Consider the following 24,876-nt stretch of genomic DNA (forward strand, 5'->3'; position numbering starts at 1 on the left):
GGGGGGGGGGGGGGGAACCCGCGCTGGTCCCTGCCCCGTGAGCACGGGGAGCGGGAGCAGGCCGCGCAACAACTCGGCGCAATCCCAATTCTCGGAACAGCTGTTCAACAATCCGAATCTCTGACTAGCATGGGTCCACGGGGTGGACCCTCCCCGAGAGGCGGCGAGGTCGCCGTCGAGCGGTGCATGCAGCCGGATGCCGCCGCCCCCTCCCACGATTCAAACCCGAGGACACCATGAAACTGCTCCGCATCGGCCCCGCCGGATCCGAGAAGCCCGCCGCGCTGGCATCGGACGACTCGTACATCGACCTCTCGGACGTCGTCGACGACTTCGACGAGCGGTTCTTCGGTTCCGGGGGACTCGAGCGCGTGCGGCCGATCGTCGCCGACCGCCTCGCCTCCGGCGCCGTCGCCCCGCTCGCCGGCCTGCGCGTCGGTGCCCCGATCGCCCGGCCGCACCAGATCCTGTGCATCGGCCTGAACTACAGCGATCACGCGGCCGAGACGGGGCAGGCGGTCCCCTCCGAGCCGATCCTCTTCACCAAGTCCCCGAACACGCTCATCGGCCCCGACGACGACGTCCGCATCCCCCGCGGCTCGACGAAGCCCGACTGGGAGGTCGAGCTGGGCATCGTCATCGGCGCCCGCACCAGCTACCTCGACTCCGTCGAGGACGCCCGAGGAGTGATCGCGGGCTTCGTCGCCGTCAACGACGTCAGCGAGCGCGCCTTCCAGCTCGAGCGCGGTGGCCAGTGGAGCAAGGGCAAGTCGGCCGAGACCTTCAACCCGGCGGGTCCCTGGCTCGTCACCCCCGACGAGATCGACGACGTGCTGTCGCTGGACATGTGGCTCGACGTCAACGGCGTCCGCCGCCAGACCGGCTCGACCTCGACGATGATCTTCGACCCCTACTTCATCGTCCACTACCTCAGCCAATTCCTCGTCCTGGAGCCCGGCGATCTGATCAACACCGGGACCCCGCCCGGAGTCGGGATGGGCTTCCAGCCCCCGATCTGGCTGCAGCCCGGCGACGTGATGGAGCTCGGCATCGAGGGCCTCGGACGGCAGCGCCAGAACGTCCTCCCTCCGCGATGAGGGCCTTCGTCATCACGGGCCCGGGGGAGGCCGGGGTCCAGGACGTCGAGCCGCCGTTCGCCGCGTTCGGCGACGTGGTCGTCGACGTCCAGCGCGCCGGCGTCTGCGGGACCGACATCGAGCTGTTCACCGGCGAGATGCAGTACCTCGCCGACGGTGTGACCACCTACCCGATCCGCATCGGGCACGAGTGGATGGGCACCGTGTCCGCTCTGGGCGACGGGGTCGATCCCCGGTGGCTCGGCCGCCGGGTGACCGGCGACACGATGCTCGGCTGCGGGGTGTGCCACCGGTGCCGTCGCGGCCAGCAGTGGGTGTGCGGGTTCCGCGGTGAGCTCGGCGTGCGCGACGGCCGTCCCGGCGCGCTCGCCGAGCAGGTCAGCGTGCCGGCGAGCTCTCTGCGCGAGCTCCCCGACTCCGTCGACGACGCGCTCGGCGCTCTCGTCGAGCCGGGAGGCAATGCTCTGCGCTCCGTGCAGGCGGCGGCACTCCAGCCGGGAGATCGCGCCCTGGTCCTCGGACCCGGCACCATCGGACTCCTCGTCGCGATGTTCGCCCGGGCGGCGGGCGCCGAGGTGCACCTCATGGGGCGCAGCGCGCGCTCCGTGGGCTTCGCTCGCACCCTCGGCTTCGACGGGGTCTGGACCGAGGACGAGCTCCCGGAGCTCACCTGGGACGCCGTCATCGACTCGTCGAACGCTCCCCAGCTGCCGGGGAAGGCACTGGATCTCGTCGAGCCGGGCAGGCGGGTGGTCTACGTGGGCCTCGCCGGCAGTCCCAGCCTGATCGACACCCGGACCCTCGCCCTCAAGGATGTGACCGCCGTCGGGATCCTCAGCGCGTCGCCCGGACTGTCCGGGACCATCGACGCCTACGCGAGCGGCGCCGTCGATCCCCGCCCCCTCGTGGCGGCGACGGTCGACCTCGCTGAGCTCGCGCCGGTCCTCCGGGGCGAGCGCCCCGACGGCGCGGGTCCGGGGCCCAAGATCCAGGTCGGCATCGCCGCCGCCCTGCAGAACCAGGAGAGCTGACCCATGAGAACCGCTGTCATCACAGGAGGAGCCCGAGGGCTCGGAGCCGCGACCGCCGAACGCCTGCGCGAGGACGGGGTCACCGTGGTGACCCTCGATGTCGCCGGCGACGTCGACCACCGCGTCGACATCACGGACGAGGCAGCGCTGCAGGACGTCGCCGCGCGGATCGGCGCCGTCGACATCCTCATCAACTCGGCCGGGATCGTCGGACCGGGCGTGCCGCTCGTCTCGACCGCGGCCGACGACTGGCGGAAGGTGCTGGACGTCAACGTTCTCGGCACGGTCGCCACGATGCGCGCCTTCGTGCCGGGGATGGTCGAGCGGGGCTGGGGCCGCGTGGTCAACTTCGCGAGCATGGCGGGCAAGGACGGGAACCCGAACCTGTCGATCTACTCCGCGTCCAAGGCCGCCGTCATCGCGCTGACCAAGTCGGCCGGCAAGGAGCTCGCGACCACGGGAGTGCTCGTGAACGCGATCGCCCCGGCCGTCATCGCGACCCCGATGAACGCCGAGACCGCGCCCGAGGCGCTGGCGCACATCACCAGCCTGATCCCGATGAAGCGGACCGGTCGAGCGGAGGAGGTCGCCGAGCTCGTCGCCTGGCTCTCCTCCGAGAAGGTCTCCTTCTCGACCGGCGCCGTCTACGACATCAGCGGCGGACGCGCCACCTACTGATCAGGCGTCCCCTCGACCCCGGGATCCGAGCCGCTCGTCCACGACGGCCCGGATCCCGGCCTCCTCGGCGACGAGCTTCTCGAGCGGCATGCGGAAGGCGAGAGCGCTGATGCTGACGGCGCCGACCGGGCGCAGTCCCTCGGCCAGTCGCACCGGCACCGCGATGCAGTTGATGCCGAGCTCGTTCTCCTGGTCGTCCACCGCGTACCCGCGTCTCCGCGTCGCCTGGAGCTCGTCCCACAGGGCGGGGACCGAGGTGATCGTGCGTGCTGTGCGGCGCGGCAGCTCGTCCGTCCCCAGCCGCTCGGCGAGCTCCTCCTCGCTCTCGACGTCGAGGCTCAGGAGCATCTTTCCCACTCCCGTGCGGTAGGCGGGGTTCCGTCCGCCGATCTCCGAGGTGAGGCGGACGGAACCCACCGGGGGATCCACCTTCGCCCGGTACACCACCTCGTTGCCGTCGAGCACCGCGTAGTGGACCGTCTCGCCGTACCGGCCCGCCAGCTCCTGCAGCACCGGCTCGATCCGCAGGCCCTCCGGGCGTCCGGCGTGATTGCGGAACGCGAGCCGCAGGTACTCGTCGCCCAGGACGTACACGCCGCGCGACATCAGCTCGGCGAAGCCGGCCCGCCGGAGCACGGCCAGCGCGCGATGCACGGTCGATTTGGAGCTCTTCAGCCGCTGCGCCATCTCGTCCAGCGTGATGCCCGAGGGATGCTCGGCGAGCTCCGAGAGGACCGCGAGGACCCGCTCCGCTCCGACGATCCGATCGCTGTCCTCGCCCATGTCCGCCGTCCCACTCCTCGGAACACGGTTCCGATCCTCGGACCAGAGTACCGGCTCGACTTCGCGGGTCGTGCTGGACCGTCCGCTCAGGAGTGAGGGGCCGTGTCAGGGGCGATCGGAACCGGCGCCAGGAGGTCGACGGGTGCGCCGACGCCGACCGGTTCCGACTCCGAGCCTCAGCCCCTCAGGAGGGTGATCTTTGCGCCGCCCACGTGGGTCACCGGCAGATTCTGCAGGCGCTCGTCCCCGTTGACGACCCGACCCGTCGTGACGACCCCGTCGTGCAGGACGAGCTCCTCCACCTCGTCGACCTCGCAGCCGTCCTCCGTAGCGAAGTCGAGGATCAGACCCTGGCCGATCACGACGACGGTGTCCTCACTGCGGCCGATGACCAGAGCGAACGGCCGTCTCTCGCCCTGGACGGGGATGAGGGTCCCGGGAACGGTCTCGTCCGGCACCGGGAGCTCGCCCTCCGGCATCACGACACCGGCATCCAGCGCGATGTGCCGGAAGAGCGGCAGGGCGGCACGGGCGGTGACGTGCACACCGCCCACGACAACCTCGGCCGCGCCGGTCCCCGGATCGAGGACGACGGCGGCCAGGAGGCCGGCCGCCCGCGCCTCGAGGATCTCGGCCTCGAGCCCCGTGAGGAAGCCGAGCGTCGACGCGAGCTGGCCGTACGGGTTCGAGTCGTCGACGCCGAACACCGACCAGCCGATCGCGTCATACGTCCCGACCGCCCGGACGAGCTCCGCGGCGCTCGGCCGGCACTCGGGGACGAAGAAGGGACGGCCGTAGGCGGCATAGGTCCTCATGACGGAATCGGCGTCCACGCCGTAGATGTCAGGAGCGAGCAGAGCCAGCTCCGGCGCGGCCGCCCTCCAGACGTCGAGTACGCGCGACGCAGGTCCGCCCGACGGATACTGCCCGGGCTCCTCCATCCCGGGCTGCGGCCCGAGCCAGGCGTTCGCGAACATCGGGACATCGAGGAACTCCCGGCCGTGCGCCGCGAGAGCCCCGACGAAGCTTCCGACGCCCCAGGCCATGAACACTTCGTCGACGTCGGAGCCGGTGCCGAGCACGTCCGCCCACGTCCCGCTGCGAGGAGCGCCCTGAGCCTCCCACAGGCGGCGCGCGAGCGAGTCGGCCGGAGCGGACTCCAGGTGCGCGAGCAGCGCGCGCGGAACCTCCTCGTTCCACACCGCTTCGGCCTCAGGGGACCGATCGCGGCTGTCCCCAAGGATCCCCGCTTCGTTCTCGACCTGGATCATCGCGACCAGGCCGGACCGGTCGGCCCGGGCGACGTGCTGGGCCAGGTGCTCGAACGCCGTCTTCTCCACGGCGAGCAGCTCCGGGCTGAACGCGGTCAGGACCGGCACCGGAGTCGCGCCGTCGTAGCTCATGGGGCGCCGACCCGCAGGATCCACGACTGCTCTCGGGAACCGCGCGCGGTCGGCTCGCACCCATCGCGGGGCGTAGGTCGAGGTCGCGTTCTTCCACGAGCCGAACCAGAGCAGCACGAGCGTCAGGCCGAGCTCGTGTGCCTCGCCGAGCATCGCGTCCAGGAGCGACACGTCGAAGGTGCCCTCGACGGGTTCGAACTGCGCCCAGCTCACCGGGGCGATCACGAGGTTCGCGTGCGTCGCTCGCGCGTGGGCGAACGACGCCGCGATCGCCTCGGGAGACGACGACGACGAGTTGTGCACCTGGCCGCCCAGGAGGAGTCGAGGAGTCCCCGCGCGGGAGAGCTCCCAGGTGCGCTCTCGGGTCAGGTTCCAGTGGTGCGGGCGTGCGGTGCCGGGCATGGCTGCCTTCCAGATCGTCGTCGTCGATGACGGGAGTCGCGGCGGCTGCGGCACGGGTACCCTGCGCTTCGCCGACGATTTCGGTTATCGAAACACTATGACGTATAACGGAACGAAGGACTGCGAATCGTCTGGCAGGCTCGCATCGGCGGCCGCACGGACGCCGCGGAAGCGCCGGGTCCGCACAGGACCCGGGCGACCTCGATCGGAGAGCACCTGATGCGGATCCTCATCGTCGGAGCGGGTGCGACGGGCGGCGCCTTCGGAACCCTGCTGCAGGAAGCGGGCCGAGATGTCACCTACCTCGTGCGCGGCCGCCGCGCGGAGACGCTGCGGCGGGACGGGCTCCGGTTCGTCTCCCCGTCGGGTGACCGCACGCACCGCGTCCGGACGCTGGTGGCAGGGGAGCGGGCAGAGTCGTTCGATCTCGTGCTGGTGACAGTGAAGGCGGCGGCACTCCGAGCGGCGGTCGTCGATGCTGCTCCGCACCTGCACGCGGACGGCCACGTGATCCCGATCCTCAACGGGATGGCTCAGATCGACCTGCTCGAGGAGTCGTTCCCGGGCCGGGTGCTCGGGGGCTCGGCCAGGATCGTCGCCACGCTCGACGCTGACGTCGTCCAGCAGATGACCGCGCTCGCGGTGCTCACGATCGGCTCCCTGAACGGCGGGTCGGTGCCGCAGCAGATCGTCGACGCGTTGGACGTCCCCGGATCGACGCTGACGATCTCGACCGACGTCCTCGGCGCCCTGTGGGAGAAGTGGGTGTTCATCGTCGCGGCGAACGTCGTCGCCTGCCTGTTCCGCGGCGCCATCGGGGCGATCATCGACGCCGGCGGCCTGCCCTGGATCCTCGAGGCCGTGAGCGAGGCCGAGCAGGTGGCGGCCGCCGCGGGCCACCCGGCCTCGCCGGCGGCGCACGAGCAGTCCCTCGCGCTGCTGACCGAGGAGGGCTCGTCCTTCACCACGTCGCTCTACCGCGACCTCGTGGCGGGTCTGCCGACCGAGGCGGAGCACCTCCTCGGCGACTTCTCGATGCGGGCGCGAAGCCTCGGAGCTCGGGTGCCGCTCCTCGAGCTCGCTCTCGTGCAGATCCGAGCGGCCACGTCGCGATCCTGACGCGCAGGGGAGGGCCTCGCGGGCTCGGACAGGAGAGGCGGCGATCCGTTCTCCCCAGTCCATTCACACGCAAGGATGGTGTGCTACCTTCCGGATAGTAACTATCCCTCGTATACAGGAGTCGTCTTGTCCCAGATCGTCATCTTCGGAGTCACCGGCTACGCCGGTGGGAACATCGCCCGCGAGCTCGTCCGCCGCGGCCACAGCATCACGGGTGTCGCGCGCACGGCCGACCTCACCCTCGACGGGGTCGAGGTCGTGACGGGCTCGATCGCCGACGTCGAGCTCCTCCGCTCGACCGCGGCCGGTGCCGATCACCTCGTGGTCGCGATCCCCGCCTCGCCGCGCCAAGAGGGGGACGCGGCGCTCCTGGACACCGTCCCCGATCTGATCCGCACGGCGATCGACGCGGGCGCACGCCTCAGCTTCGTGGGCGGCGCCGGCTCGCTCCACGTCGCCGACGGGGGGCCGCGTCTCTACGAGACGCCCGGATTCCCGCAGGAGTACAAGGCCGAGGCGGTGGCTCACGGCGCCGTCCTCGACGCGATGCGCGAGAGCCCCGCCGAGCTGGACTGGTTCTACGTGAGCCCCGGCGCGGGCTTCGGATCGTGGAACGCGGGCGAGCGCACGGAGGACTTCCGCCTCGGCGGGGACGTCCTGCTCAGCGACGCGGACGGGCACTCGGACATCTCGGGGGCCGACTACGCGATCGCCTACGCTGATGAGATCGAGCGCGGCGCGCACCCCCGCCAGCGCTTCACCGTCTCCTACTGACGACCTGGCCGAGAGGGCCCCGTGGACGAGAATCGCGAGTTCGACCCGTACGGACCCGGCTGCCCGAGCAGGCAGCTGGTGGACCGCATCGGATCCCGCTGGACGATCCTCATCATCGGAGTCCTCTCGGCCGGGCCCGCTCGGTACAGCGAGATCGCCGCCGGGGTGGCGGGCATCTCGCCGAAGATGCTCTCGCAGACCCTGAAGGCGCTGGAGCGGGACGGGATGGTCACCCGTCACGCCTTCGCCGAGGTGCCTCCCCGGGTCGTCTACGAGCTCACCACCACCGGCGCGAGTCTGCGGCCGGTCCTCCTCTCGGTCGAGCAGTGGGCGCGCGACAACATGCCGGCGGTCCTCGCGGCGCGCGAGGTGTACGACTCGATCGCACTCCCCGCCTCACCTGCAAGGGTCGTCGGTTCTTCCGAGTGATCCCGGTTCCCGCTGGGACCGCGCCCGTGGACGCACCGTAGCCTCCGTTCGCACCCGGCTCCTGACCGGTGGCGGAACGGGGAAGGGCCGCCTCGAGGTCGCTCGAGGGCTGCGGCTCCGGACTCGCATGGGGTATGTTCACCGTAATTTCCACTGGCGCAAACTTATTCCTGCTACTGGAATTCAGGGGTGATCTCAGTGGGGGTCCACTCTTCCGATCGATGATGATGGGAGTCTCGATGACGAGCTCGCTGCACCCCGAACCTCCGACCGTTCCGCCGTCCCCTGCCGCCCCGCCGGTCGAGAGCGTCCTGCCGATCGACGATCCCGGCCCTCAGGCCATGAGCCGATGGCTGTGGGTGGCCTACCCGCTCGCCTTCATCGGTGTGAGCGCGGTGTGGGGCGGTGTCGTCCAAGTGCTCCTCGGCACGCAGGTCGCGACGATGGTCGGACCGGACAATGCTCCGGCGACCCTCGGCATCGTCTCGGCGGTGGCGGCCGTCTCCTCCGTCCTCTCCCAGCCGGTCATGGGGCTGCTGAACGATCGGACCCGGTCCCGCTTCGGCCGTCGGAACATCTGGGTGCTCGGGGCGTCGATCGTCTCGGCCGGGGCGCTGCTCGGAACCGCCGTGAGCCCCTCCGTCCCCGTCCTCGCCGTCGTGTGGGCGCTCGCGATCTGGCCGTTGAACGCGCTGCAGGGGGCTCTCGGCGCCGTTCTGCCCGAGCGGATCCCGGTACGGCTGCGCGGCTCCGTCTCGGGACTGCTGGGAGCGGCCTCCTTCGGCGGCAGCTTCATCGGCATCGCGATCGCCGGGCTCTCGGGCAACGTCTTCGTCGGTTACGCGGGCATCGCGGTCGTCGTGCTCGCCACGGCCGTGCTCTTCGCCTTCACCACCGAGGACTACACGCCGCCCGCACGTCGGACGGGTCCGCTCCGGCCGCGACGCGGTGCGATCGCGCCCGGCTTCCGCGCAGCGCCGGACTACTGGTGGACCTTCGCCGGCCGCTTCTCCATGATCTTCGGCGCCTCCCTCGTGGCCGGCTTCCAGCTCTACATCCTGCAGAACTACATCGGAGTCGGTGACGGCTCCCTCGGTGCCGCCGCGACCGCGCTCGTGGGCCTGTCCGGCATCAGCGCACTCACGACGATCGTGTTCGCCCTCCTCGGCGGGTGGATCTCCGATCGCTTCGAGCGGCTGCGGATCTTCGTCGGCCTCTCCACCCTGATGTTCATCCCCGTCGCGCTCGTCTACCTGTTCGTCCCGACCTATCAGGGAGCGGTCATCGCCAGCGTCATCACCGGAGTCGGCTACGGCACCTACCTCGCCGTCGACCAGGCCCTGATCAGCCGGGTCCTGCCCAGCAACGAGAACGCCGCTCGCGATCTCGGGATCATGAACATCGCGAACGCCGGCCCCCAGATCCTCGCCCCCGTCCTCGGCGGCCTGCTCGTCACGGTGACCGGCGACTACCGGACGCTGTTCGTCGTGATGATCGTCGCCGTCATCGTCTCCTCGGTCTTCGTCACATTCGTCCGGTCGGTGCGCTGACCCGATCGACCACCGCGTGCACGGCACCTCCCGGTCTCGATCATCGATCGGAGCGGACGTCGTAGAGGTCGCCCGCGAGGTACTTGAGACCGGTGTCGCACGCCACGGTGACCACGGTCCGCCCCGCACCGAGCTCCTCCGCCAGTCGGAGGGCGCCGAGGATGTTGACCGCCGTGGACGTCCCGGCGAAGACCCCTTCGCGACGGGCGAGGGGCAGCGCCAGATCGCGGGCGGCCGCCTCGTCCACGGTCAGGACGCTGTCGCGCAGATCCCGAGGCAGCAGGGGCGGCACGATGCCCGTGGCGATGCCTTCGACGTGGTGCGGTCCTGCCCGGCCGGTGCTGAGCATCGGCGATGTCGTCGGCTCCAGCGCCGTGATCCCGACCCCCGGGATCCGGTCCTTCAGGGTGCGGGACACTCCGGCGAGCATCCCGGCGGTTCCGACGGCGGCGCAGAAGGCGTCGATCTCGAGGCCGCTGCTCCGGGTCTGCTCGACCAGTTCGCGGCCGAGCACGTCGTAGCCGAGGAGCGCGTCGGTGTTGTGGAACTGATCGGTCCAGAAGGCGCCGTGCTCGAGCACCAGCTTCCGCGTCGCCTCGCGCATCCGGTCGAAGAGGGCCGGGGTGATCAGACCGCCCTCGCTCGGCACGATCACGACGTCGGCGCCGAACGCCCGCATGGTCCGGATCTTCTCCTGCGAGAACGTGTCCGACGTGACGATGGTGCAGGGGTGGCCCATGACCGCGCAGACGTACGCGAGGGAGGAGCCGGTGCTGCCGCCCGAGTACTCCACGACCCGCTGTCCGGGTCGGAGGGTGCCGCGGCGCTCCGCCCCCTCGATGACGGCCAGGGCCATGCGGTCCTTGTAGCTCCCGGTGGGGTTGACCCCCTCGATCTTCACGAGGACCTGCGCCGCTGCCTCCGGCACGAGATGCCGCAGCCGGAGCAGAGGGGTGTCGCCGATGGTGGCCAGCAGGGAGTCGACGACGCCGGCGCTCATGACACGGCTCCGGCTCGGCGGACGATGCTCCGGCGGGGAGTGCTCGACGGACGCCGTCGCATGCGCGCGCAGCGCTCCTGCTCGGGGAGGCGGGTGGGTGCCATGGTGTCTCCTTCGTGAGTCGCCGAGCCGGGGCCGAGCGGGGCTTCTGCGGTCGGTTCCGATCGGGGTGGGAGGTGATCAGGATCTCGGGTGAAACACTAGGAAGTCGATTCGCTGCTGTGCCCGCATGGTGGAATCTGGAAAGAAGACTGTTGCGAGATCCGAACTGGATTCGGTGGACTGGGCGATCCTCGAAGTTCTCCAGGTCGATGCGACCACGCCGAACAAGGACGTCGCGGCTCGGGTGGGGGTGGCGCCGAGCACGTGCCTCGAGAGGATCAGGCGGATGCGCCGCAACGGGACGATCGTCGCGACCCGTGCGCATGTGCTGCCGAGTCTGCTCGGCAGAGCGGAGCAGGCGTTCCTCGGCATCCAGATCCGTCCGCACGCGCGCGACACGGCCAACGACTTCGTGCGGAGAGCCCTCGCGATGCCCGAGACCCTCGCCCTGTACAACGTGAGTGGCAGTGAGGACTACCTCGTCCATGTCGCCGTGGCCGACAGCACCGAGCTCCAGACCTTGATCATCGACAGGATCCTGGCCCTACCGCAGGTCGCGCACTGTCGCACGCAGCTCATCTTCGGCGAGCCGTGGACGGCTCCGTTGCGCGGTCGGGACTGATCGGTCCGTCCGTACGGCCCGCCGGTGCTCGATGCCCCTCTGCGCGGAGCCGTTGGCTGCTCGGCCCGAGTGCGCTAGCGTCGAGGTGTTCCTACTGATGCAAGCCAATTCTGCTAATCGGAATGCTGAGGTCGGATCTCTCTCTTCAGACGACGACGATTGGCGCTTCGATGACGATTCCTGTCTCCCCGGGGTGGACGACCGCGGGCAGCCCGGGGCGCACGTGCGGTCGGTTCCTGCGGCCCGGGTTCGAGAGCGCCGTCCGATGACGCGGACGACAGCGTCCGCACGTCCGACGGGGCGGCGTCGATCCGTCCCGCGCGCGCTGTGGGACGCCGTCGGGGCGCGCGTTCTCACGCTGCCGAGAGCGACCCACCGGTACAGGACCCTCGAGGATCTGCGGATCCCCCTGCGGGACGGCGTCGAGCTCCTCGCCGACGTCCTGATCCCGGCGGGTGAGCAGAAGGGCACCCTGCTGTTCCGGTCGCCCTACGGCTGGCCGCCCCTCATCGCCGGGCTCACCGCCAGCATCTACGCGCGCTACGGCTACGTCGTCGTCCTCGCGCGGTGCCGGGGCACGTTCGGTTCCGGCGGTCGACTCGAGCCGCTGGTGAACGAAGCGGCGGACGGTGCGGACACCGTCGGCTGGATGCGACGCCAGCCCTGGTTCACCGGCACGTTCGCCACCGCGGGAGGCTCCTACGGCGGGTGCACCCAGTTCGCCGTCCTGATGGATCCGCCACCCGAGCTCGTCACCTGCGTCATCCAGTGCGCCCCCTTCGATCTCGGGCGCCACATCCATCGCGACGGCGCGTTCGCTCTGAACGCCTGGTTCGGCTGGACCCTCGCCGTCGTCCGTCAGGAGTCGGGGTTCGTGCGCTCCGCCCTCGAGGCGCGACGACGGAAGCAGGACGATGAGCGCCTCGAGCGCACGCTGTCCCTCGAGAAAGGAGCCGCCGAGGCGTTCGGCGGTCGCGCACCCTGGTATCGAGAGTGGATCTCCCGTCGTGATCCCGCGGATCCCTACTGGGCCGGCTACGACCTCAGCGAGTCTCTGGACCGCGTCGAGGTGCCGGTTCTCCTCCAGGTCGGATGGCAGGACCTCTTCCTCGATCAGGGGATCGAGGCGGTCGATCGCTTGCAGAAGCGCGGCGTCGACGTCGCCATGACGGCGGGGCCCTGGACGCACAAGAGCGCACCCGTCGAGGGCGGATCCACTGTCAAAGAGACGCTGCAGTGGCTCGACGAGCATTTCACCTCGTCCGCAGAGCGACGGCCGTCGCCCGTGCGCGCTTTCGTCACCGGAGCCGAGGAGTGGATCGGACTGCCGTCCTGGCCGCCGTCGTCGCGGGACGCCGTCTTTCATCCGCACTCGACGGGCGAGCTCAGCGCCGACCCGGCGGGTGAGGGTTCCCGAGCGGGCTTCCTCTACGACCCCGAGGATCCGACCCCGTCGATCGGCGGCCCTCTGAACAGCGCCGCCGGAGGTTCGGTCGACGATTCTGCGCTCGCCGCGCGCGACGACGTCCTCGCCTTCACCAGCGCGCCGCTCGATGAGCCCCTGCGGATCGTCGGCGCACCGCGGGTCGAGCTCGTCCAGGAGCTCTCGAACCCCCACGCGGACGTCTTCGCCCGTCTCTCGGTCGTCGATCCCCGAGGACGCTCGCGGAACATCACCGAGGGCTTCGTCCGGCTCGATCGCGGTTCGCCGACCGGCGCGCTCGTCCTCGCGCTGGACGCCACGGCGCACGAATTCCGTGCGGGGGAGCGCATCCGCCTCGTCCTCGCCGGCGGCAGCTTCCCCCGATGGGAGCGCAACCTCGGAACGGGGCAGGACGCGGCCTCCTCAGCCGATCTCGCCCCCTCCGCACGGATCGTGGATCTGGGGCGCTCTCGGCTCGTCCTGCCGGTGCCGGTGCAGCCCTGATCGGGACGCGCTCGACACGAGGGTCGGCCATGCACGCCGCTCAGGGCAGCCGGACGCTCGCTCCGGACTCGGGACGAGTGGACTCCACGAGCGCGCCGATGAGCCTGAGGAGTGTCTCCGCACTCCGCCCGACAGGCAGCTCCGGGTCGATGAGCCACTGGGCCTCGATGCCCTCGACCGCTCCGAGGATCACCGTGGCGAGGGCGTCGGCGTCGACGTCGGCGGGAAGCTCACCGCTCGAGACGGACCGGGCCGTCGCCTCGGCGATCCGGCGTCGGAGGACGCCGTGGCGCCGGAACGCCCAGGAGCGCGCGGGATGGCGCCCGTCCGCCGCCTCGGCGGTCAGGATGTGGGCCAGTTGCACGAGCGTCCGGTCGCCGAGAACGGCCGTCATGACCTCGGGGAGCCGGGCGAACAGGGCAGGGAGTCCCTCCTGGGGGTCGAAGATCCCGGAGGCCTCCAGCTGCTCGTCCCGGAGGTCGAGGAGCGCGAGGAGCATCGCCTCCTTGCTGGGGAAGTGATGGAGCAGACCTGCCCGGGTGTACCCGGATCGCTTGGCGACTTCGTTCAGCGAGCCGCCTCGGTACCCGCTCTCCGCGAACACGTCGCGGGCGGCGTCGAGGATCCGCTGCGGTCCCGCGGCGATTTCGGTGGCTGTCACCGTAGGAGCTTCTCACAGGCTCGGAGCGATGTTCTACCGACATGTTGGTAGGCGTGATAGACAGGACCTCGCCCCACTGTTCGAGCCCCGCAGAGCCGCGTGGCCTCTTCGAGGAAGAAGATCGAATGCCACCAGCATCCACCGCCCGGCGTCCCCACTCCCGGCCGGTCGCCTCCGCCACGATCGGCGGCTCCGGGGCCATGGACGTTCTCATCGCCCTCGCCGTGCACCGGACGCGCGACCAGCGGAGCGGAGTCCGCAGGACGAGCCGTTCCTCGATGCCGGGCCCCGGAGACCGGCGGACGCGATGACCGACTGACCCGACCGTCCCGGGGCTCTTCACCGGCCACGGACATCCGCACCGACTGCGACGCGTCGGACAGACGACGCCTCGCTCAGACCATCAAGGAGGAAACACATGTCGAGCTTCGACCGTCACATCCCGAACCTGCAGAACCCGCCCATCGAGTTCCGACCCGAGATCCGATGGTGGCTGGCCGAGGGCCTCCACACCGACGAGACGCTGCGCCGCGAGGTCGACGCCGCCCACCGCCTCGGTTTCGGCGGGATGGAGTTCCTCGCGATGGACGAGGGCGCGATCGACCACGAGCGCTACGGCTGGGGCGCGGAGGAGTGGCTCCACGACTCGCAGATCGTCGTCGAGGAGACGACCAGGCGGAAGATGTCGGTCAGCTTCACCTCGGGCACCAATTGGTCGAACGCCAACGTCCCGGGGATCGACCCCGACCACGACGCTGCGGCGAAGGAGCTCGATTTCATCGCCGAGGACCTCGCCGGTGGAGCAGGACGGCGCGGGCCGCTTCCCCTCATCCAGCTCGATGAGGAGCGGCCGGGCGCCTCCCTCCCCGGCCACCGGGTGGCGCCGGAGCGGCAGGATCTGGTCGCGGTCATCGCCGTGCCCGTTCTCGAGGACGGCACTCTGGACGCCGGATCGGTCCTCGACCTCACCGAGCAGGTCGAGCAGGAAGCTCTCGACTGGAGTGCTCCTGAAGGCCGGGACTGGCGGCTGTTCACGTTTCGGATGCACGGCACGGGTCAGACAGCCTCGCCCTCGGCGACGGTCAACTACACCGTCAACTACCTCGACCCGGCCGGCGTGAGAGCCGTGACCGACTACTGGACCGAGCACGTCCTCACTCCCGAGCTCAGGGCGCAGATCGCTCAGAACCCGCGCACGCAGATGTACATGGACTCTCTCGAGCTGACCACCTGGGGTGCGGGCGGCATGTTCTGGGGACGCTCCGTCGCGGACGAGTTCCGCGCACGACGCGGCTACGACATCGCTCCGTGGCTGCCGTTCCTCGTCCGCACCGTGCAGATGATGGCGGTGGGGACCACCTATCTCTACGAACCCTCGGCGCAGGACCGCGTCACGGTCGACAAGGTGCGCTTCGACTATGTGAAGACCCTCACGGACCTCTACATCGAGTGCATGCTCCGCCCCTTCGCGACGTTCCTGCACGAGAACGGCATCACGCTGCGCTCCGAGATCAGCTACGGACTCCCGTTCGAGCTGACCCGTCCCGGTCCGGAGGTCGACGGCATCGAGACGGAGTCGCTCGAGTTCGGGTCGCAGATCGACGGGTATCGATTGCTCGCCGGCCCCGCTCATCTGTTCGGCAAGCAGTACTCGTCCGAGACCGGCGCCACCTCGCGCAACCACATGCTCGACCACCGCTTCTACGACCAGATCATCGCCACGCAGTTCGCGGCCGGTGTGACCAAGACGGTCCTGCACGGCTGGGCGAGCCCGGCGGGAGCCGAGGGCGTCACCGAGTGGCCGGGCCATGAGGGCATGTGGTCCATGTTCTCCGAGCGGTTCGACACCCGGCAGCCGGCGAGCGAGTTCTACCCGCTCTGGAACGACGCGATGGGCCGTTTCCAGTACCTGCTCCGCCAGGGTCGACCCCGCGTCGACGTGGGCATCCTCCGCACCGACCACTTCGCCGACAACACCGTCGGCATGGCCCTGATCGACGAGCGCGGCGAGCGCATCCCCGACGAGGACGCCTACGGGCAGCGCTGGATGCGGAACCGGCAGAACCACTGGTGGCGGGACCTGGGAATGCAGGACGCCGGATGGAGCTACGAGTTCTTCGACGGCAGCCTCCTCCTCAACGACGACGTCGCTTTCGGCGACGGCGTCGTCCAGCCCGACGGGCCCGGCTACCAGGCGCTCCTGGTGTACCAGGACACGCTGGAGGCCGACGTCGCAGTGCGTCTCCTCGAGTGGGCGCGAGCGGGTCTGCGGATCCTGATCGTGAACGGCGCCAGCGAGGTGAAGTGGCTCCTGACGGGCAGCTACCGGACGCACGATCGCGCTGCCGCCCGCACTCCGGGACTGGACGGCCGCGACGACGAGCTCCGCACCGTCCTCGAGGAGCTCGCGGCGCTGCCGAACGTCGCTCGGATCGACGACCCGTCCGAGACGGTCTCGGCCCTCCGCGGGCTCGGTGTGATCGGCCGCGCCGAGTTCACCGCCGACAACACGGACGTCCTCAGCTGCCTCCGCGAAGACGGCGACCTGCTGCACCTCTACGCCTACCACTTCCTCTACGAGACCGGAGAGGCGACCACCGTCGAGTTCGCCCTCCCGGGAACCGGGACGGTGCACCGCATCGACGCGTGGAGCGGCGAAATCCGGCCTCACCGGGGAGTCCGCGTCGACGGCGACCGCACGATCGTCACCGTGCAGCTGGCCCCCGGTGAGACGGCACTGCTCACCCTCGACAGGTCGACGTCGGCGGTCGAGACGGACGCGAGTGCACCGACGCACCTCCGGGAGCTGGCGGACTGGTCGATCGCGGTCGAGAGCTGGGACGCCGGAGAGCTCGAGGTCGTCTCGGAGGACCGAGGGCTGGGCTACGTGACGCGGGAAGTGCGGCCCACGACCGCGGTCACCTCCCTGACGGCGGAGAGCTCGGCACTGGTGCCGTGGACCGAGCTCGCGGGAGTGGGCCCCGAGGTCTCGGGCGTCGGCTCCTACTCCACCGTCGTCTCCCTGCAGGAGTCCGATCTCCGAGGCGCACGGATCCTCCTGGACCTCGGCTCGACCGAGGGCGGGCTCGGCTCGGTCGCCGTCAACGCCGGCCCCGCCAGGGGCTTCGACACGTCTCGCCCCGTCGTCGACATCACGCCGGATCTCCTCCCGGGGACCAACGAGATCGTCGTCCGTGTCGCCAGCTCGCTGAACAACCGCCTCATCGCCCGCGGCTACTACGCGCAGTTGATCGACATCGTGAGCGCGTTGGCCGGAGGGGCGCCAGCACCCCACAGCACCCGGATCCGGTCCCACGGACTGACCGGACCCGTGCAGCTCCTCCGCACGGCCGAGTAGCTCCGGCACGGGAGAGCCCTCGGTCGCTTCCGCCTCCGGGGGCTCTCCCGTCGGCAGGTCCGGCGCCGCCGTCCGGCGCTTGCCGGCATCTCCGCGGACGGCGGCGCTCCGCCTAGAGCTGGTCCGCTCCGGCGACGGCCGGCGGCGAGGCGGGGGAGCTCGTTGCGCGCCGGAGGAGCGATGCCACGGCGGCTCGGCCTGCGCGGTTCGCTCCGACGGTCGACTGCGAGGGCCCGTAGCCGACCAGGTGCACGCGTCCGTCGCGTCGGGCCTGCGTCCCGTCCACAGGGATTCCGCCCAGTGGCCCGCGGAGATCCAGGTCGTCCAGGTGGCGCAGCTCGGCCCGATAGCCCGTCGCCCACACGACAGCGTCCACAGCGGTCGTGGACCCGTCGGCTTCGACGACGTGGTTCCGGCCCAGGGAGGTGAACAGGGGCCGACGCTCCAGCACCCCTCGGCGTCGGGCCTCGACGGCGTAGTCCGTCCAGCCGAGCCCGGTGTAGGACACGACGCTGCCCAGGGGGCGTCCGGCGGCAGCGTCCTCCGCGACGCGCTGCTCCACCCGCACGCCGTCGCCGGTATGCGTGAAGTCGTGGTCGACGAACTGAGGGGGACGGCGTGTGTACCACGTCGTCTTCGCGACCCGGCTGATCTCCTCGAGCAGCTGCACAGCGGAGATCCCGCCGCCGACGACGGCGACGCGCAGGCCCTCGAAGTCGTCTGCCCGGACGTAGTTCCGGCTGTGCAGCTGCAGGCCTTCGAAGACGTCGCGACCGGGGATGTCGGGCATCCGCGGGTTGTTCCAGGAACCGGTCGCGTTGATGATCGCCCGCGCGCTCCACGTCCCTGTATCGCTGTGGACGATCAGATCGCCGTCGGGGTCGTCGTCCTCCCGGACGACCGATCGCACTGCGGCGGGACGCAGGATGGGCAGGTCCTCCGCTGCTTCGTAGGCCGCGAAGTAGCGCGGGACGGCATCGCGACTGGACTCGTTCGGATCCACGGGCGGCAGGGGCATGCCGGGCAAGTCGAAGATGCCGTTCACCGTCGCCATGCGGAGCGACTCCCACCGGTGCTGCCATGCCCCTCCGGGGCTGCGGTCGGCGTCAAGGACGACGAAGGTGCGGGGCGCGCCGGGATCCTCGACGGCGGAGACGAAGCCTCGGCGCCGGAGATGGTGGGCGGACGACAGGCCCGCCTGGCCCGCGCCGATGACGACGACCGTCGCCGGTTGAGCCGGAGCGGACGCGCCGGTCACGGCGCGAGGACGGTGTCGACGTGCTCGTGGAGCGCGGCCGTCACCACGCGCACGGCCTCCAGCTGCTCGGGGGTGAAGGCGTCCACGAAGACCTTCCTGATCAGCCGCAGGTGGGCGGCCGACGAGCTCCGGAAGACGTCGGCGCCCGCTCCGGTCAGGGTGACCGCCGCCCCTCGGGCGTCCCCGCCGACAGAGCCCCGCATCACCAGCTGCCGTTCCTGCATGCGGCGGAGGTGGTGCGAGAGCCGGCTGCGCTCCCATCCCACGACCGCGGCCAGGTCCGACGAGCGGAGGGTGCTGTCGGGCGCCTCGCTGAGCGCCAGCATGACGGCGTAGTCGCCGGGTGAGATCCCCGAGGTCTCGAGGAACGCCGCCGAGAGCGTGCGCTTCACCCGCTCGGAGGTCTCGACGTAGTCGCGCCAGACCGCCAGCTCGCTCGCATTCGGTGTCCGCCGGCGCCCCTCGTGGTTCGTGCCGCTCATGCTTCCTCCTCGTTGACAACTCGACGGTATCGGCACATCATTGACACGTCAATTAAGTGGTTGACGCGTCAATGAAATGAGGAATCATGTCCGACATCATCTTCGGTCTCGACACGTTCGGGGACGTGCCCTCCGATGACAGCGGCGCGCAGGTCAGCCATGCGCGCTCCCTCCGGGCACTCGTCGATGAGGCGGTGCTGGCCGATCAGCTGGGCGTCGACGTCTTCACCGTGGGCGAGCACCACCGGGCCGAGTACTCGGTGTCCTCTCCCGAGACCGTGCTCGCGGGGCTCGCCACGGTCACGTCGCGCATCCGCCTCGGATCCGGAGTGACGGTGCTCAGTTCGGACGACCCCGTGCGGGTGTTCCAGCGCTTCGCCACGGTCCACGCCCTCTCGAGCGGACGCGCGGAGGTGATCCTCGGGCGCGGCTCGTTCACCGAGTCGTTCCCCCTCTTCGGCTACGACATGGCCGACTACGAGGTGCTGTTCGAGGAGAAGGTCGAGCTGTTCTCCCGGCTGCTGCGCGAGGAGCCCGTCACATGGTCGGGGACGACCCGTGCACCGCTCGTCGACGCGGAGGTCTACCCCAGGACCGAAGGGGGACTGACCACCTGGATCGGCGTCGGAGGATCGCCGCAGTCGGTCGTCCGCACGGCGAAGTACGGCTTCCCCCTGATGCTCGCGGTGATCGGGGGCCAGCCCCAGAGATTCCTGCCCTACCTCGACCTGTACCGGCGAGCAGCCGCCGAGTTCGGCACGACGGCGCACCCGGTCGGCATGCACTCGCCCGGGTTCGTCGCCGACACCGACGAGGAGGCCGTCGAGGCCTGGTACCCGCACTTCAAGGTGGTCCGCGACCGGATCGGCGCGCTCCGCGGATGGCCCCCCGTCACGCGGGCCGAGTTCGACCGCGAGGTGGCGACGGGCTCGATGTACATCGGCTCACCGGAAACCGTCGCGCGCCGCATCGCGAAGACGATCCAGGTCATGGGCGTCGGACGCTTCGACATGATCTACACCTCGGGTGCCCAGACCCTGCGATCGCGGCGCCGCTCCGTCGAGCTGTACGGGAGCGTCGTGATCCCGCGCGTCCGCGAGCTCCTCGCAGACGCACCAGTCCTGCAGGACGTGCGATCGTGACGAGCACCGTCGCGATCCTCGGCTCCGGGAAGCTCGGCACGGTGCTCGCGCGGCTCGCGGTCGCCGCCGGTCACCGGGTCCTCGTCGCGGGCTCGAAGGAGCCCGACGCCATCCGCCTCATCCTCTCGGTCGTCGCGCCCGGAGCGACGCCGGCATGGGCCGTCGATGCGGTCCGCGACGCGGACGTCGTCGTCCTGGCGCTCCCGCTCGGGCGGCTCGCGACCGTCCCCGTCCAGGCACTCGAGGGCAAGACCGTCATCGACGCCATGAACTACTGGTGGGAGGTCGACGGAGTCCGCGAGGACCTCTCGGACCTCCGCGTCTCGACCTCGGAGCGGGTCCAGCAGCAACTGCGGGGATCCGCCGTGGTGAAGGCGTTCAATCACATGGGGTACCACGACCTCGATGAGGGCCCCCGTCCCGCCGGCGCCACGGACCGGAAGGCGATCGCCGTCGCCGGCAACGACTTCCGGGCCGTCGCCGTCGTCGACGCACTCGTAGACAGCATGGGATTCGACCCCGTCCCCGCAGGATCGCTCGCGGACAGCATCTCGCTGCAACCCCATGCGGAGGCGTTCGGGGCCAACGTGCCAGCTGCCGAGCTCACCAGCATGCTCGCGCGCTTCCCTCACACGGACAGGGGACACGAGGTAGCGCTCGCACGCGCGAGAGCATCGGCCTCATGACTGAACCCGCGGTGGAAACCATTGCTGACGTCACTGGACTCTGATGAGGCGATCCTCCACGGGTGAAATGACATAATCTCAATTCTCGGATAATAGAGACCGACCTGAACCTGGCCGAGGTCCGCTGATCCCGGTGCATCACCGTCTGAAGGAGAGAACCGATGGATCAGAACCCTGCGGTCGGTGATGAAGTGGTCCAGGCCGCGCAAGGCGGCTCGATCGATGTCGACACCGCTGCCGCCCGCGCCCAGGCCTACATCTACGGCAATATCGTCGTCCTGGGCACCCTGGCGGTCATCGGTCCCGCCGAAGCAGGCACCGCCGAGAACCTGCTCTTGCTTATCGGCACAGTGGTTTCGACGTTCATCGCCCATGTCGTCGCGGAGTCGTACGCGACACGGATCCGGACGAATCATCGGCCTGACCGGGCGGCACTTCGGCACTCGCTGCGCGACGGTCTGCCCGTGCTCAGCTCGGGCGCGATACCCGTGGTGCTCCTGATCGCCGCGGTCGCTGGGCTTCTCGGCAGTACTGCGGCTTTCTCGCTCGCCGCACTCTCCGTAGTGACGAGGTTCCTGCTTCTCGGCTTCACGATCGGCCACCTCCGCGGCACTCAGAGTTCGTGGCGCACGGTGGGCACCGGTGTGGCACTGGCGACGGCGGGAGTTGCGACCGCGGGGTTCAAGCTCGTCGTCGGCCACTGAACGCAGTCCCTCAGAGTCGCCCGGTCAGGTCGTGCCGCCGACCACCAGCTCGAGTTCGAGGGCGTTGACCGGGCCGTCCGGCGCCGGCGTCTCGCCGAGGACCGAGAGGAAGTTGGCGATCATGTTCTTCGTCGGCGCGGTGACGTCGTAGGAGATCGTCGTCAGCCGGGGCACGGTGACCTGAGAGAGCGGGGTGCAGTCCATGCCGATGATCGAGACCTGCTCGGGGACCTCGAGCGACCGGATGCTGGCGGCCGAGAGCAGGCATGTCGCAATGTCGTCGTTGTAGCAGGCGATCCCGATCCCGGGAGGATTCAGACTGTCGAGCGCGGCGACCGCCTGCTCCAGATCGACCCCGAGGTGCACCACATCAGGATCGGCGAGGCCGGCTCGGCGGCACTCCTCGCGGACGCCCTCCTCGCGGCCCTGCCCGAACGGGTCCTGCCGAGCGTCCTGGAGGCGAGCGACCGCGAGGCGGGTGCTGCCCCGCTCGATCAGATGGCGTGCCTGGAGGCGGCCGATCTCGCGGTCGAACTGATCCTCGGACGCGAGGTGGGGGTCGAACGCGCGCACCCCTCGGCGCTCGAGCAGCTCCCGCTCCTCGTCGGAGAACGGCGTGAGCGAGAGGATCGCGCGCGGAGCCATGCTGCCCACCAACCGCCCCAGCGCAGCGGTCGTCGTCGTTGCAAGCCGAAGGACGAGGGTGAGGCCCTGCTCTGCGAGCTGCTCGGTCGCGGCACCGAAGATGTCCTGCAAGTTGCCGCCGAACGTGGTGTTCGGAATGAGTGCGATGACGAAATCGCTCGACCCCATGGCGAGGGCACGGCCGGCGGCTGAGGGCTGGTAGTCGAGCTCGAGGGCGGCCTCCTTGACGCGCTCGATGGTCGAGGCGGAGAAGCGCTCGCCCCGCCCGTTCAGGATCTGGCTCACGGCGCCGCGCGAGACTCCCGCGAGCCGGGCGACGTCCTCGCTCTTCACGATCACGCGGCTCCCCCTTCTGACGTCGCCGACTGATGCTGCTCACCAATTGTAGGACGCCTGTTGACGCGCGTTACCCGCTGTGTTTAGCTTCGTAACGCGCGATACCAGCGCGCTTACCCCGCAACGAAGTGGAGCCCTCGATGACGAGCCTGACCGATCCCGCCACCCGCGACGACGATCGAGTGGCCGCGCAGCGGATGACCGCACGTTCGAACCGGTCGCTCTTCAACCAGGGATGGTCCTTCCGCACGAAGGTCACGGCGTTCGCGGAGCTCGGCGGCTCGAGCGGTGCCGACTGGACGGACGTGCACCTCCCGCACGACGCCTTGATCGGGCAGACTCGCCGCCAGGACGCACCGCGTGGCGAGACCAACGGCTACTTCCCCGGCGGCGCCTTCGAGTACCGCCGCACGTTCGCGGCGCCGGAGCAGGACGCCGGGTCGCTCGTCCTCCTCGAGTTCGACGGCGTCTACCGCGACGCCGCGGTCTTCGTGAACGGGAACCTCGCCGGCACGCACGCCTACGGCTACTCGCGCTTCACCGTCCGGATCGACCCGTTCCTGCAGTTCGGCGCCGACAACGAGATCCGCGTCGAGTGCCGAACCTCCCTCGACAGCCGTTGGTACGCCGGCGCCGGCATCTACCGCGACGTCCACCTCGTCGTGAAGCGACCCGGTCGCATCGTCCCCGACGGACTGCGCATCACGACCCCCGAGGTCACCGCTCACGAGGCGCTCGTCGAGATCGAGGCCCTCGTCGAGAACGCCGGCCCGCTCACCCGCACCTACCGGCTGGACGTCGCTCTCCGAGACGACGCCGGCGTTCCCGTCGGCAGCAGCGGCTCGCCCATCACCCTCCTCCCCGGCACGACCGGCACCGTCCGCCGCCGTCTCCACCTCGAGGACCCGGCCCTGTGGAGCGTCGAGAACCCGGCGCTGCATCACGCCCGCGTCACCCTGCACGACGGCGACGAGATCGTCGACACCGAGCACGTGACCTTCGGCATCCGCTCGCTGCAGCTCGACCCGACGCACGGCCTGCGCATCAACGGCGAGAGCGTGAAGCTGCGCGGCGCTTGCATCCATCTCGACAACGGTCCGCTCGGCGTGGTGTCGATGCGGCCCGCGGAGGAGCGGAAGATCGCGATCCTCAAGGAAGCCGGGTTCAACGCGATCCGCAGCTCGCACGCCCCCATGAGCACGGCGCTGCTCGACGCCTGCGACCGGCTCGGGATGCTCGTGATGGACGAGACCTTCGACGTGTGGACCCAGGCGAAGTCCGACAACGACTACGCCTTCGACTTCCCCACCTGGTGGGAGCGCGACGTCGAGGCGATGGTCGCGAAGGACCGCCATCACCCCAGCGTGATCTTCTACTCCATCGGGAACGAGATCCCCGAGACCGGCTCCCCGATCGGATCGATCTGGGGACGCCGTCTCGCGGAGAAAGTCCGCTCGCTCGACCCGACCCGCTACGTGACCAACGGGGTGAACCCCTTCGTCTCGATGATCGACACGATCGTGCCGCAGATGAAGGCGCAGCGCTCCGCGGCAGCCGAGCAGCCCGGCGGTGGCGTGAACACGATGATGGCCGGCTTCGGCGCCATGATGGGCCGGATCCAGGCCTCCGAGCAGGCGACCCAGCGCACCGAGGAGTCGTTCGCCGTCCTCGACGTCGCCGGGATGAACTACGCCGACGCGCGCTACGAGCTCGACCGCGAGCTGTTCCCCGACCGGATCATCGTTGGCAGCGAGACCTGGCCGTCGTCGATCGTCGCGAACTGGGCTCTCGTGCAGGCCGACTCCCGCGTGATCGGCGACTTCACCTGGACCGGGTGGGACTACCTCGGCGAGGTCGGCATCGGCGTGAACCGCTACGTCGAGGACGGCGAAGCGCAGAGCGGCTTCAGCGGAGCCTTCCCGGCCCTCACCGCGGGCTGCGGTGACATCGACATCACGGGGGAGCGCCTGCCCGTCTCCTACTTCCGCGAGATCGTCTTCGGACTGACCTCGACGCCGTACATCGCCGTGAGTCGCCCTGAACGCCACGGGCAGGAGCTCGCCGTCGCCACGCCGTGGGCGTGGACCGACTCGCTCGGCAGCTGGTCCTGGCCCGGGTTCGAGGGCCGCCCGATCCGGGTCGAGGTGTACAGCGACGCAGAGCAGGTCGAGCTGCTGCTCGGCGGCTCCTCGCTGGGAGTCGCGGAGGTGGGCGCAGAGCTGCCGTTCCGCGCGGTGTTCGAGACCTCGTTCGCACCCGGCGAGCTTGTCGCCGTGGCCTCAGCCGGCGGAGCAGAGGTCGGCCGTTCCGCTCTCCGCTCCGCCGGCACTCAGGTCGAGTTGAGCGTCGTCCCTGATCGTGCGGACGTGCGCGCCGATGGCTCCGACCTCGCCTTCCTCGCGATCGCACTCGTCGACCAGTCCGGGACGGTGCACAACGCTGAGTCGCGCGTCGTGACGCTGGCCGTGGACGGCCCTGCAGTCCTCGAAGCACTCGGTACCGGCGCCACCTCGACCAGCGAGCCGTTCACAGCCGATCACTGCACGACCTCCGACGGCCGCGCTCTCGCGATCATTCGGCCGACCGGCCCCGGTGTCATGACCGTCACCGTCTCAGCCGAGGGCCTCGCTCCTGCCCTCACGACGATCGTCGCCCGCTGACCGATGGTGCCCACGACACGACCGCGG

Annotated in this window: 21 protein-coding genes; 14 read left to right on the forward strand and 7 right to left on the reverse strand. The window is 70.1% G+C overall.

Going from position 1 to position 24,876, the window contains the following annotated elements:
• Positions 1–236: 236 nt before the first annotated feature.
• From HQQ82_RS00005 to HQQ82_RS00015, 3 genes are read left to right on the forward strand one after another with little or no spacing between them, the layout of a single operon-like run.
• Positions 237–1,097, forward strand: a complete 861-nt coding sequence (locus HQQ82_RS00005) for a fumarylacetoacetate hydrolase family protein (protein WP_173231058.1) — start codon at positions 237–239, stop codon at positions 1,095–1,097.
• Positions 1,094–2,128 (forward strand): zinc-binding dehydrogenase, encoded by a 1,035-nt coding sequence (locus tag HQQ82_RS00010; protein WP_173231059.1) that lies wholly within the window; start codon positions 1,094–1,096, stop codon positions 2,126–2,128. Before HQQ82_RS00005 ends, HQQ82_RS00010 begins: the two co-directional genes overlap by 4 nt.
• Before the next feature lie 3 nt (positions 2,129–2,131).
• Positions 2,132–2,806, forward strand: coding sequence for an SDR family NAD(P)-dependent oxidoreductase (locus tag HQQ82_RS00015; protein WP_173231060.1), 675 nt, complete (start codon positions 2,132–2,134; stop codon positions 2,804–2,806).
• Here the strand turns inward: HQQ82_RS00015 and HQQ82_RS00020 are convergent, their stop codons facing one another.
• Together HQQ82_RS00020 and HQQ82_RS00025 are read right to left on the reverse strand one after the other, a co-directional pair.
• Complete coding sequence (locus HQQ82_RS00020) at positions 2,807–3,589, reverse strand: IclR family transcriptional regulator (RefSeq protein WP_173231061.1); 783 nt, start codon at positions 3,587–3,589, stop codon at positions 2,807–2,809.
• 176 nt (positions 3,590–3,765) lie between these two features.
• Positions 3,766–5,394, reverse strand: coding sequence for a DUF5597 domain-containing protein (locus HQQ82_RS00025; RefSeq protein ID WP_173231062.1), 1,629 nt, complete (start codon positions 5,392–5,394; stop codon positions 3,766–3,768).
• A gap of 219 nt (positions 5,395–5,613) precedes the next feature.
• On the opposite strand from HQQ82_RS00025, the gene HQQ82_RS00030 reads away from it, so the two are divergent.
• The 4 genes from HQQ82_RS00030 to HQQ82_RS00045 all read left to right on the forward strand — a co-directional run bounded on the left by HQQ82_RS00030 (position 5,614) and on the right by HQQ82_RS00045 (position 9,266).
• Positions 5,614–6,513, forward strand: a complete 900-nt coding sequence (locus HQQ82_RS00030) for a ketopantoate reductase family protein (RefSeq protein WP_173231063.1) — start codon at positions 5,614–5,616, stop codon at positions 6,511–6,513.
• A gap of 126 nt (positions 6,514–6,639) precedes the next feature.
• Positions 6,640–7,287 (forward strand): NAD(P)-dependent oxidoreductase, encoded by a 648-nt coding sequence (locus HQQ82_RS00035; RefSeq protein WP_173231064.1) that lies wholly within the window; start codon positions 6,640–6,642, stop codon positions 7,285–7,287.
• Positions 7,288–7,308: 21 nt separating this feature from the next.
• A complete protein-coding gene (locus HQQ82_RS00040; RefSeq protein WP_173231065.1) occupies positions 7,309–7,716 on the forward strand; it encodes a helix-turn-helix domain-containing protein in 408 nt (135 codons plus the stop codon).
• 341 nt (positions 7,717–8,057) lie between these two features.
• On the forward strand, positions 8,058–9,266 hold the full coding sequence (locus HQQ82_RS00045) for an MFS transporter (protein ID WP_173231066.1): 1,209 nt from the start codon (positions 8,058–8,060) through the stop codon (positions 9,264–9,266).
• Between the two features lie 40 nt (positions 9,267–9,306).
• Here the strand turns inward: HQQ82_RS00045 and HQQ82_RS00050 are convergent, their stop codons facing one another.
• The gene (locus tag HQQ82_RS00050) at positions 9,307–10,266 is read right to left on the reverse strand and encodes a PLP-dependent cysteine synthase family protein (protein ID WP_173231067.1); all 960 of its coding nucleotides are present in this window, start codon (positions 10,264–10,266) and stop codon (positions 9,307–9,309) included.
• 229 nt (positions 10,267–10,495) lie between these two features.
• On the opposite strand from HQQ82_RS00050, the gene HQQ82_RS00055 reads away from it, so the two are divergent.
• Together HQQ82_RS00055 and HQQ82_RS00060 are read left to right on the forward strand one after the other, a co-directional pair.
• Positions 10,496–10,990 carry an Lrp/AsnC family transcriptional regulator gene (locus HQQ82_RS00055; protein ID WP_173231068.1) on the forward strand — a complete coding sequence of 165 codons (495 nt, stop codon included), beginning with the start codon at positions 10,496–10,498 and terminating at the stop codon, positions 10,988–10,990.
• A 265-nt stretch (positions 10,991–11,255) separates the two neighbouring features.
• Positions 11,256–12,917 (forward strand): CocE/NonD family hydrolase, encoded by a 1,662-nt coding sequence (locus tag HQQ82_RS00060; protein ID WP_173231069.1) that lies wholly within the window; start codon positions 11,256–11,258, stop codon positions 12,915–12,917.
• Positions 12,918–12,957: 40 nt separating this feature from the next.
• Here HQQ82_RS00060 and HQQ82_RS00065 read toward each other — a convergent pair whose 3' ends face one another.
• Positions 12,958–13,578 (reverse strand): TetR/AcrR family transcriptional regulator, encoded by a 621-nt coding sequence (locus tag HQQ82_RS00065; protein WP_173231070.1) that lies wholly within the window; start codon positions 13,576–13,578, stop codon positions 12,958–12,960.
• A 418-nt stretch (positions 13,579–13,996) separates the two neighbouring features.
• Here HQQ82_RS00065 and HQQ82_RS00070 point away from each other — a divergent pair, with 418 nt between their 5' ends.
• Positions 13,997–16,936 (forward strand): glycosyl hydrolase, encoded by a 2,940-nt coding sequence (locus HQQ82_RS00070; RefSeq protein WP_173231071.1) that lies wholly within the window; start codon positions 13,997–13,999, stop codon positions 16,934–16,936.
• A 112-nt stretch (positions 16,937–17,048) separates the two neighbouring features.
• Here HQQ82_RS00070 and HQQ82_RS00075 read toward each other — a convergent pair whose 3' ends face one another.
• The gene (locus tag HQQ82_RS00075; RefSeq protein ID WP_367947737.1) at positions 17,049–18,194 is read right to left on the reverse strand and encodes an NAD(P)-binding domain-containing protein; all 1,146 of its coding nucleotides are present in this window, start codon (positions 18,192–18,194) and stop codon (positions 17,049–17,051) included.
• On the reverse strand, positions 18,191–18,676 hold the full coding sequence (locus tag HQQ82_RS19640) for a MarR family winged helix-turn-helix transcriptional regulator (protein WP_254071152.1): 486 nt from the start codon (positions 18,674–18,676) through the stop codon (positions 18,191–18,193). Before HQQ82_RS19640 ends, HQQ82_RS00075 begins: the two co-directional genes overlap by 4 nt.
• An 86-nt stretch (positions 18,677–18,762) precedes the next feature.
• On the opposite strand from HQQ82_RS19640, the gene HQQ82_RS00080 reads away from it, so the two are divergent.
• From HQQ82_RS00080 to HQQ82_RS00090, 3 genes are all read left to right on the forward strand, one after another.
• The gene (locus HQQ82_RS00080) at positions 18,763–19,818 is read left to right on the forward strand and encodes an LLM class flavin-dependent oxidoreductase (RefSeq protein WP_173231073.1); all 1,056 of its coding nucleotides are present in this window, start codon (positions 18,763–18,765) and stop codon (positions 19,816–19,818) included.
• Positions 19,815–20,504 carry an NAD(P)-binding domain-containing protein gene (locus HQQ82_RS00085; protein WP_173231074.1) on the forward strand — a complete coding sequence of 230 codons (690 nt, stop codon included), beginning with the start codon at positions 19,815–19,817 and terminating at the stop codon, positions 20,502–20,504. The genes HQQ82_RS00080 and HQQ82_RS00085 overlap by 4 nt, the downstream gene beginning before the upstream one ends.
• A 161-nt stretch (positions 20,505–20,665) precedes the next feature.
• Positions 20,666–21,208, forward strand: a complete 543-nt coding sequence (locus HQQ82_RS00090) for a hypothetical protein (protein ID WP_173231075.1) — start codon at positions 20,666–20,668, stop codon at positions 21,206–21,208.
• 24 nt (positions 21,209–21,232) lie between these two features.
• On the opposite strand, the gene HQQ82_RS20440 is transcribed toward HQQ82_RS00090, so the two are convergent.
• Positions 21,233–22,192 carry a LacI family DNA-binding transcriptional regulator gene (locus HQQ82_RS20440; protein ID WP_173231076.1) on the reverse strand — a complete coding sequence of 320 codons (960 nt, stop codon included), beginning with the start codon at positions 22,190–22,192 and terminating at the stop codon, positions 21,233–21,235.
• A 137-nt stretch (positions 22,193–22,329) separates the two neighbouring features.
• Here HQQ82_RS20440 and HQQ82_RS00100 point away from each other — a divergent pair, with 137 nt between their 5' ends.
• The gene (locus HQQ82_RS00100) at positions 22,330–24,849 is read left to right on the forward strand and encodes a glycoside hydrolase family 2 TIM barrel-domain containing protein (RefSeq protein ID WP_216848106.1); all 2,520 of its coding nucleotides are present in this window, start codon (positions 22,330–22,332) and stop codon (positions 24,847–24,849) included.
• Positions 24,850–24,876 lie beyond the last annotated feature (27 nt).

The organism is Rathayibacter sp. VKM Ac-2856 (assembly GCF_013205055.1).
Lineage (GTDB): Bacteria > Actinomycetota > Actinomycetes > Actinomycetales > Microbacteriaceae > Rathayibacter.

Excerpts from the sequence above, each read along its gene's own strand:
- HQQ82_RS00005 (WP_173231058.1), top strand. The coding sequence starts at position 237 with ATGAAACTGCTCCGCATCGGCCCCGCCGGATCCGAGAAGCCCGCCGCG.
- HQQ82_RS00010 (WP_173231059.1), top strand. The coding sequence starts at position 1,094 with ATGAGGGCCTTCGTCATCACGGGCCCGGGGGAGGCCGGGGTCCAGGAC.
- HQQ82_RS00015 (WP_173231060.1), top strand. The coding sequence starts at position 2,132 with ATGAGAACCGCTGTCATCACAGGAGGAGCCCGAGGGCTCGGAGCCGCG.
- HQQ82_RS00020 (WP_173231061.1), bottom strand. The coding sequence starts at position 3,589 with ATGGGCGAGGACAGCGATCGGATCGTCGGAGCGGAGCGGGTCCTCGCG.
- HQQ82_RS00025 (WP_173231062.1), bottom strand. The coding sequence starts at position 5,394 with ATGCCCGGCACCGCACGCCCGCACCACTGGAACCTGACCCGAGAGCGC.
- HQQ82_RS00030 (WP_173231063.1), top strand. The coding sequence starts at position 5,614 with ATGCGGATCCTCATCGTCGGAGCGGGTGCGACGGGCGGCGCCTTCGGA.
- HQQ82_RS00045 (WP_173231066.1), top strand. The coding sequence starts at position 8,058 with ATGAGCCGATGGCTGTGGGTGGCCTACCCGCTCGCCTTCATCGGTGTG.
- HQQ82_RS00050 (WP_173231067.1), bottom strand. The coding sequence starts at position 10,266 with ATGAGCGCCGGCGTCGTCGACTCCCTGCTGGCCACCATCGGCGACACC.
- HQQ82_RS00055 (WP_173231068.1), top strand. The coding sequence starts at position 10,496 with ATGGTGGAATCTGGAAAGAAGACTGTTGCGAGATCCGAACTGGATTCG.
- HQQ82_RS00060 (WP_173231069.1), top strand. The coding sequence starts at position 11,256 with ATGACGCGGACGACAGCGTCCGCACGTCCGACGGGGCGGCGTCGATCC.
- HQQ82_RS00070 (WP_173231071.1), top strand. The coding sequence starts at position 13,997 with ATGTCGAGCTTCGACCGTCACATCCCGAACCTGCAGAACCCGCCCATC.
- HQQ82_RS19640 (WP_254071152.1), bottom strand. The coding sequence starts at position 18,676 with ATGAGCGGCACGAACCACGAGGGGCGCCGGCGGACACCGAATGCGAGC.
- HQQ82_RS00080 (WP_173231073.1), top strand. The coding sequence starts at position 18,763 with ATGTCCGACATCATCTTCGGTCTCGACACGTTCGGGGACGTGCCCTCC.
- HQQ82_RS00090 (WP_173231075.1), top strand. The coding sequence starts at position 20,666 with ATGGATCAGAACCCTGCGGTCGGTGATGAAGTGGTCCAGGCCGCGCAA.
- HQQ82_RS00100 (WP_216848106.1), top strand. The coding sequence starts at position 22,330 with ATGACGAGCCTGACCGATCCCGCCACCCGCGACGACGATCGAGTGGCC.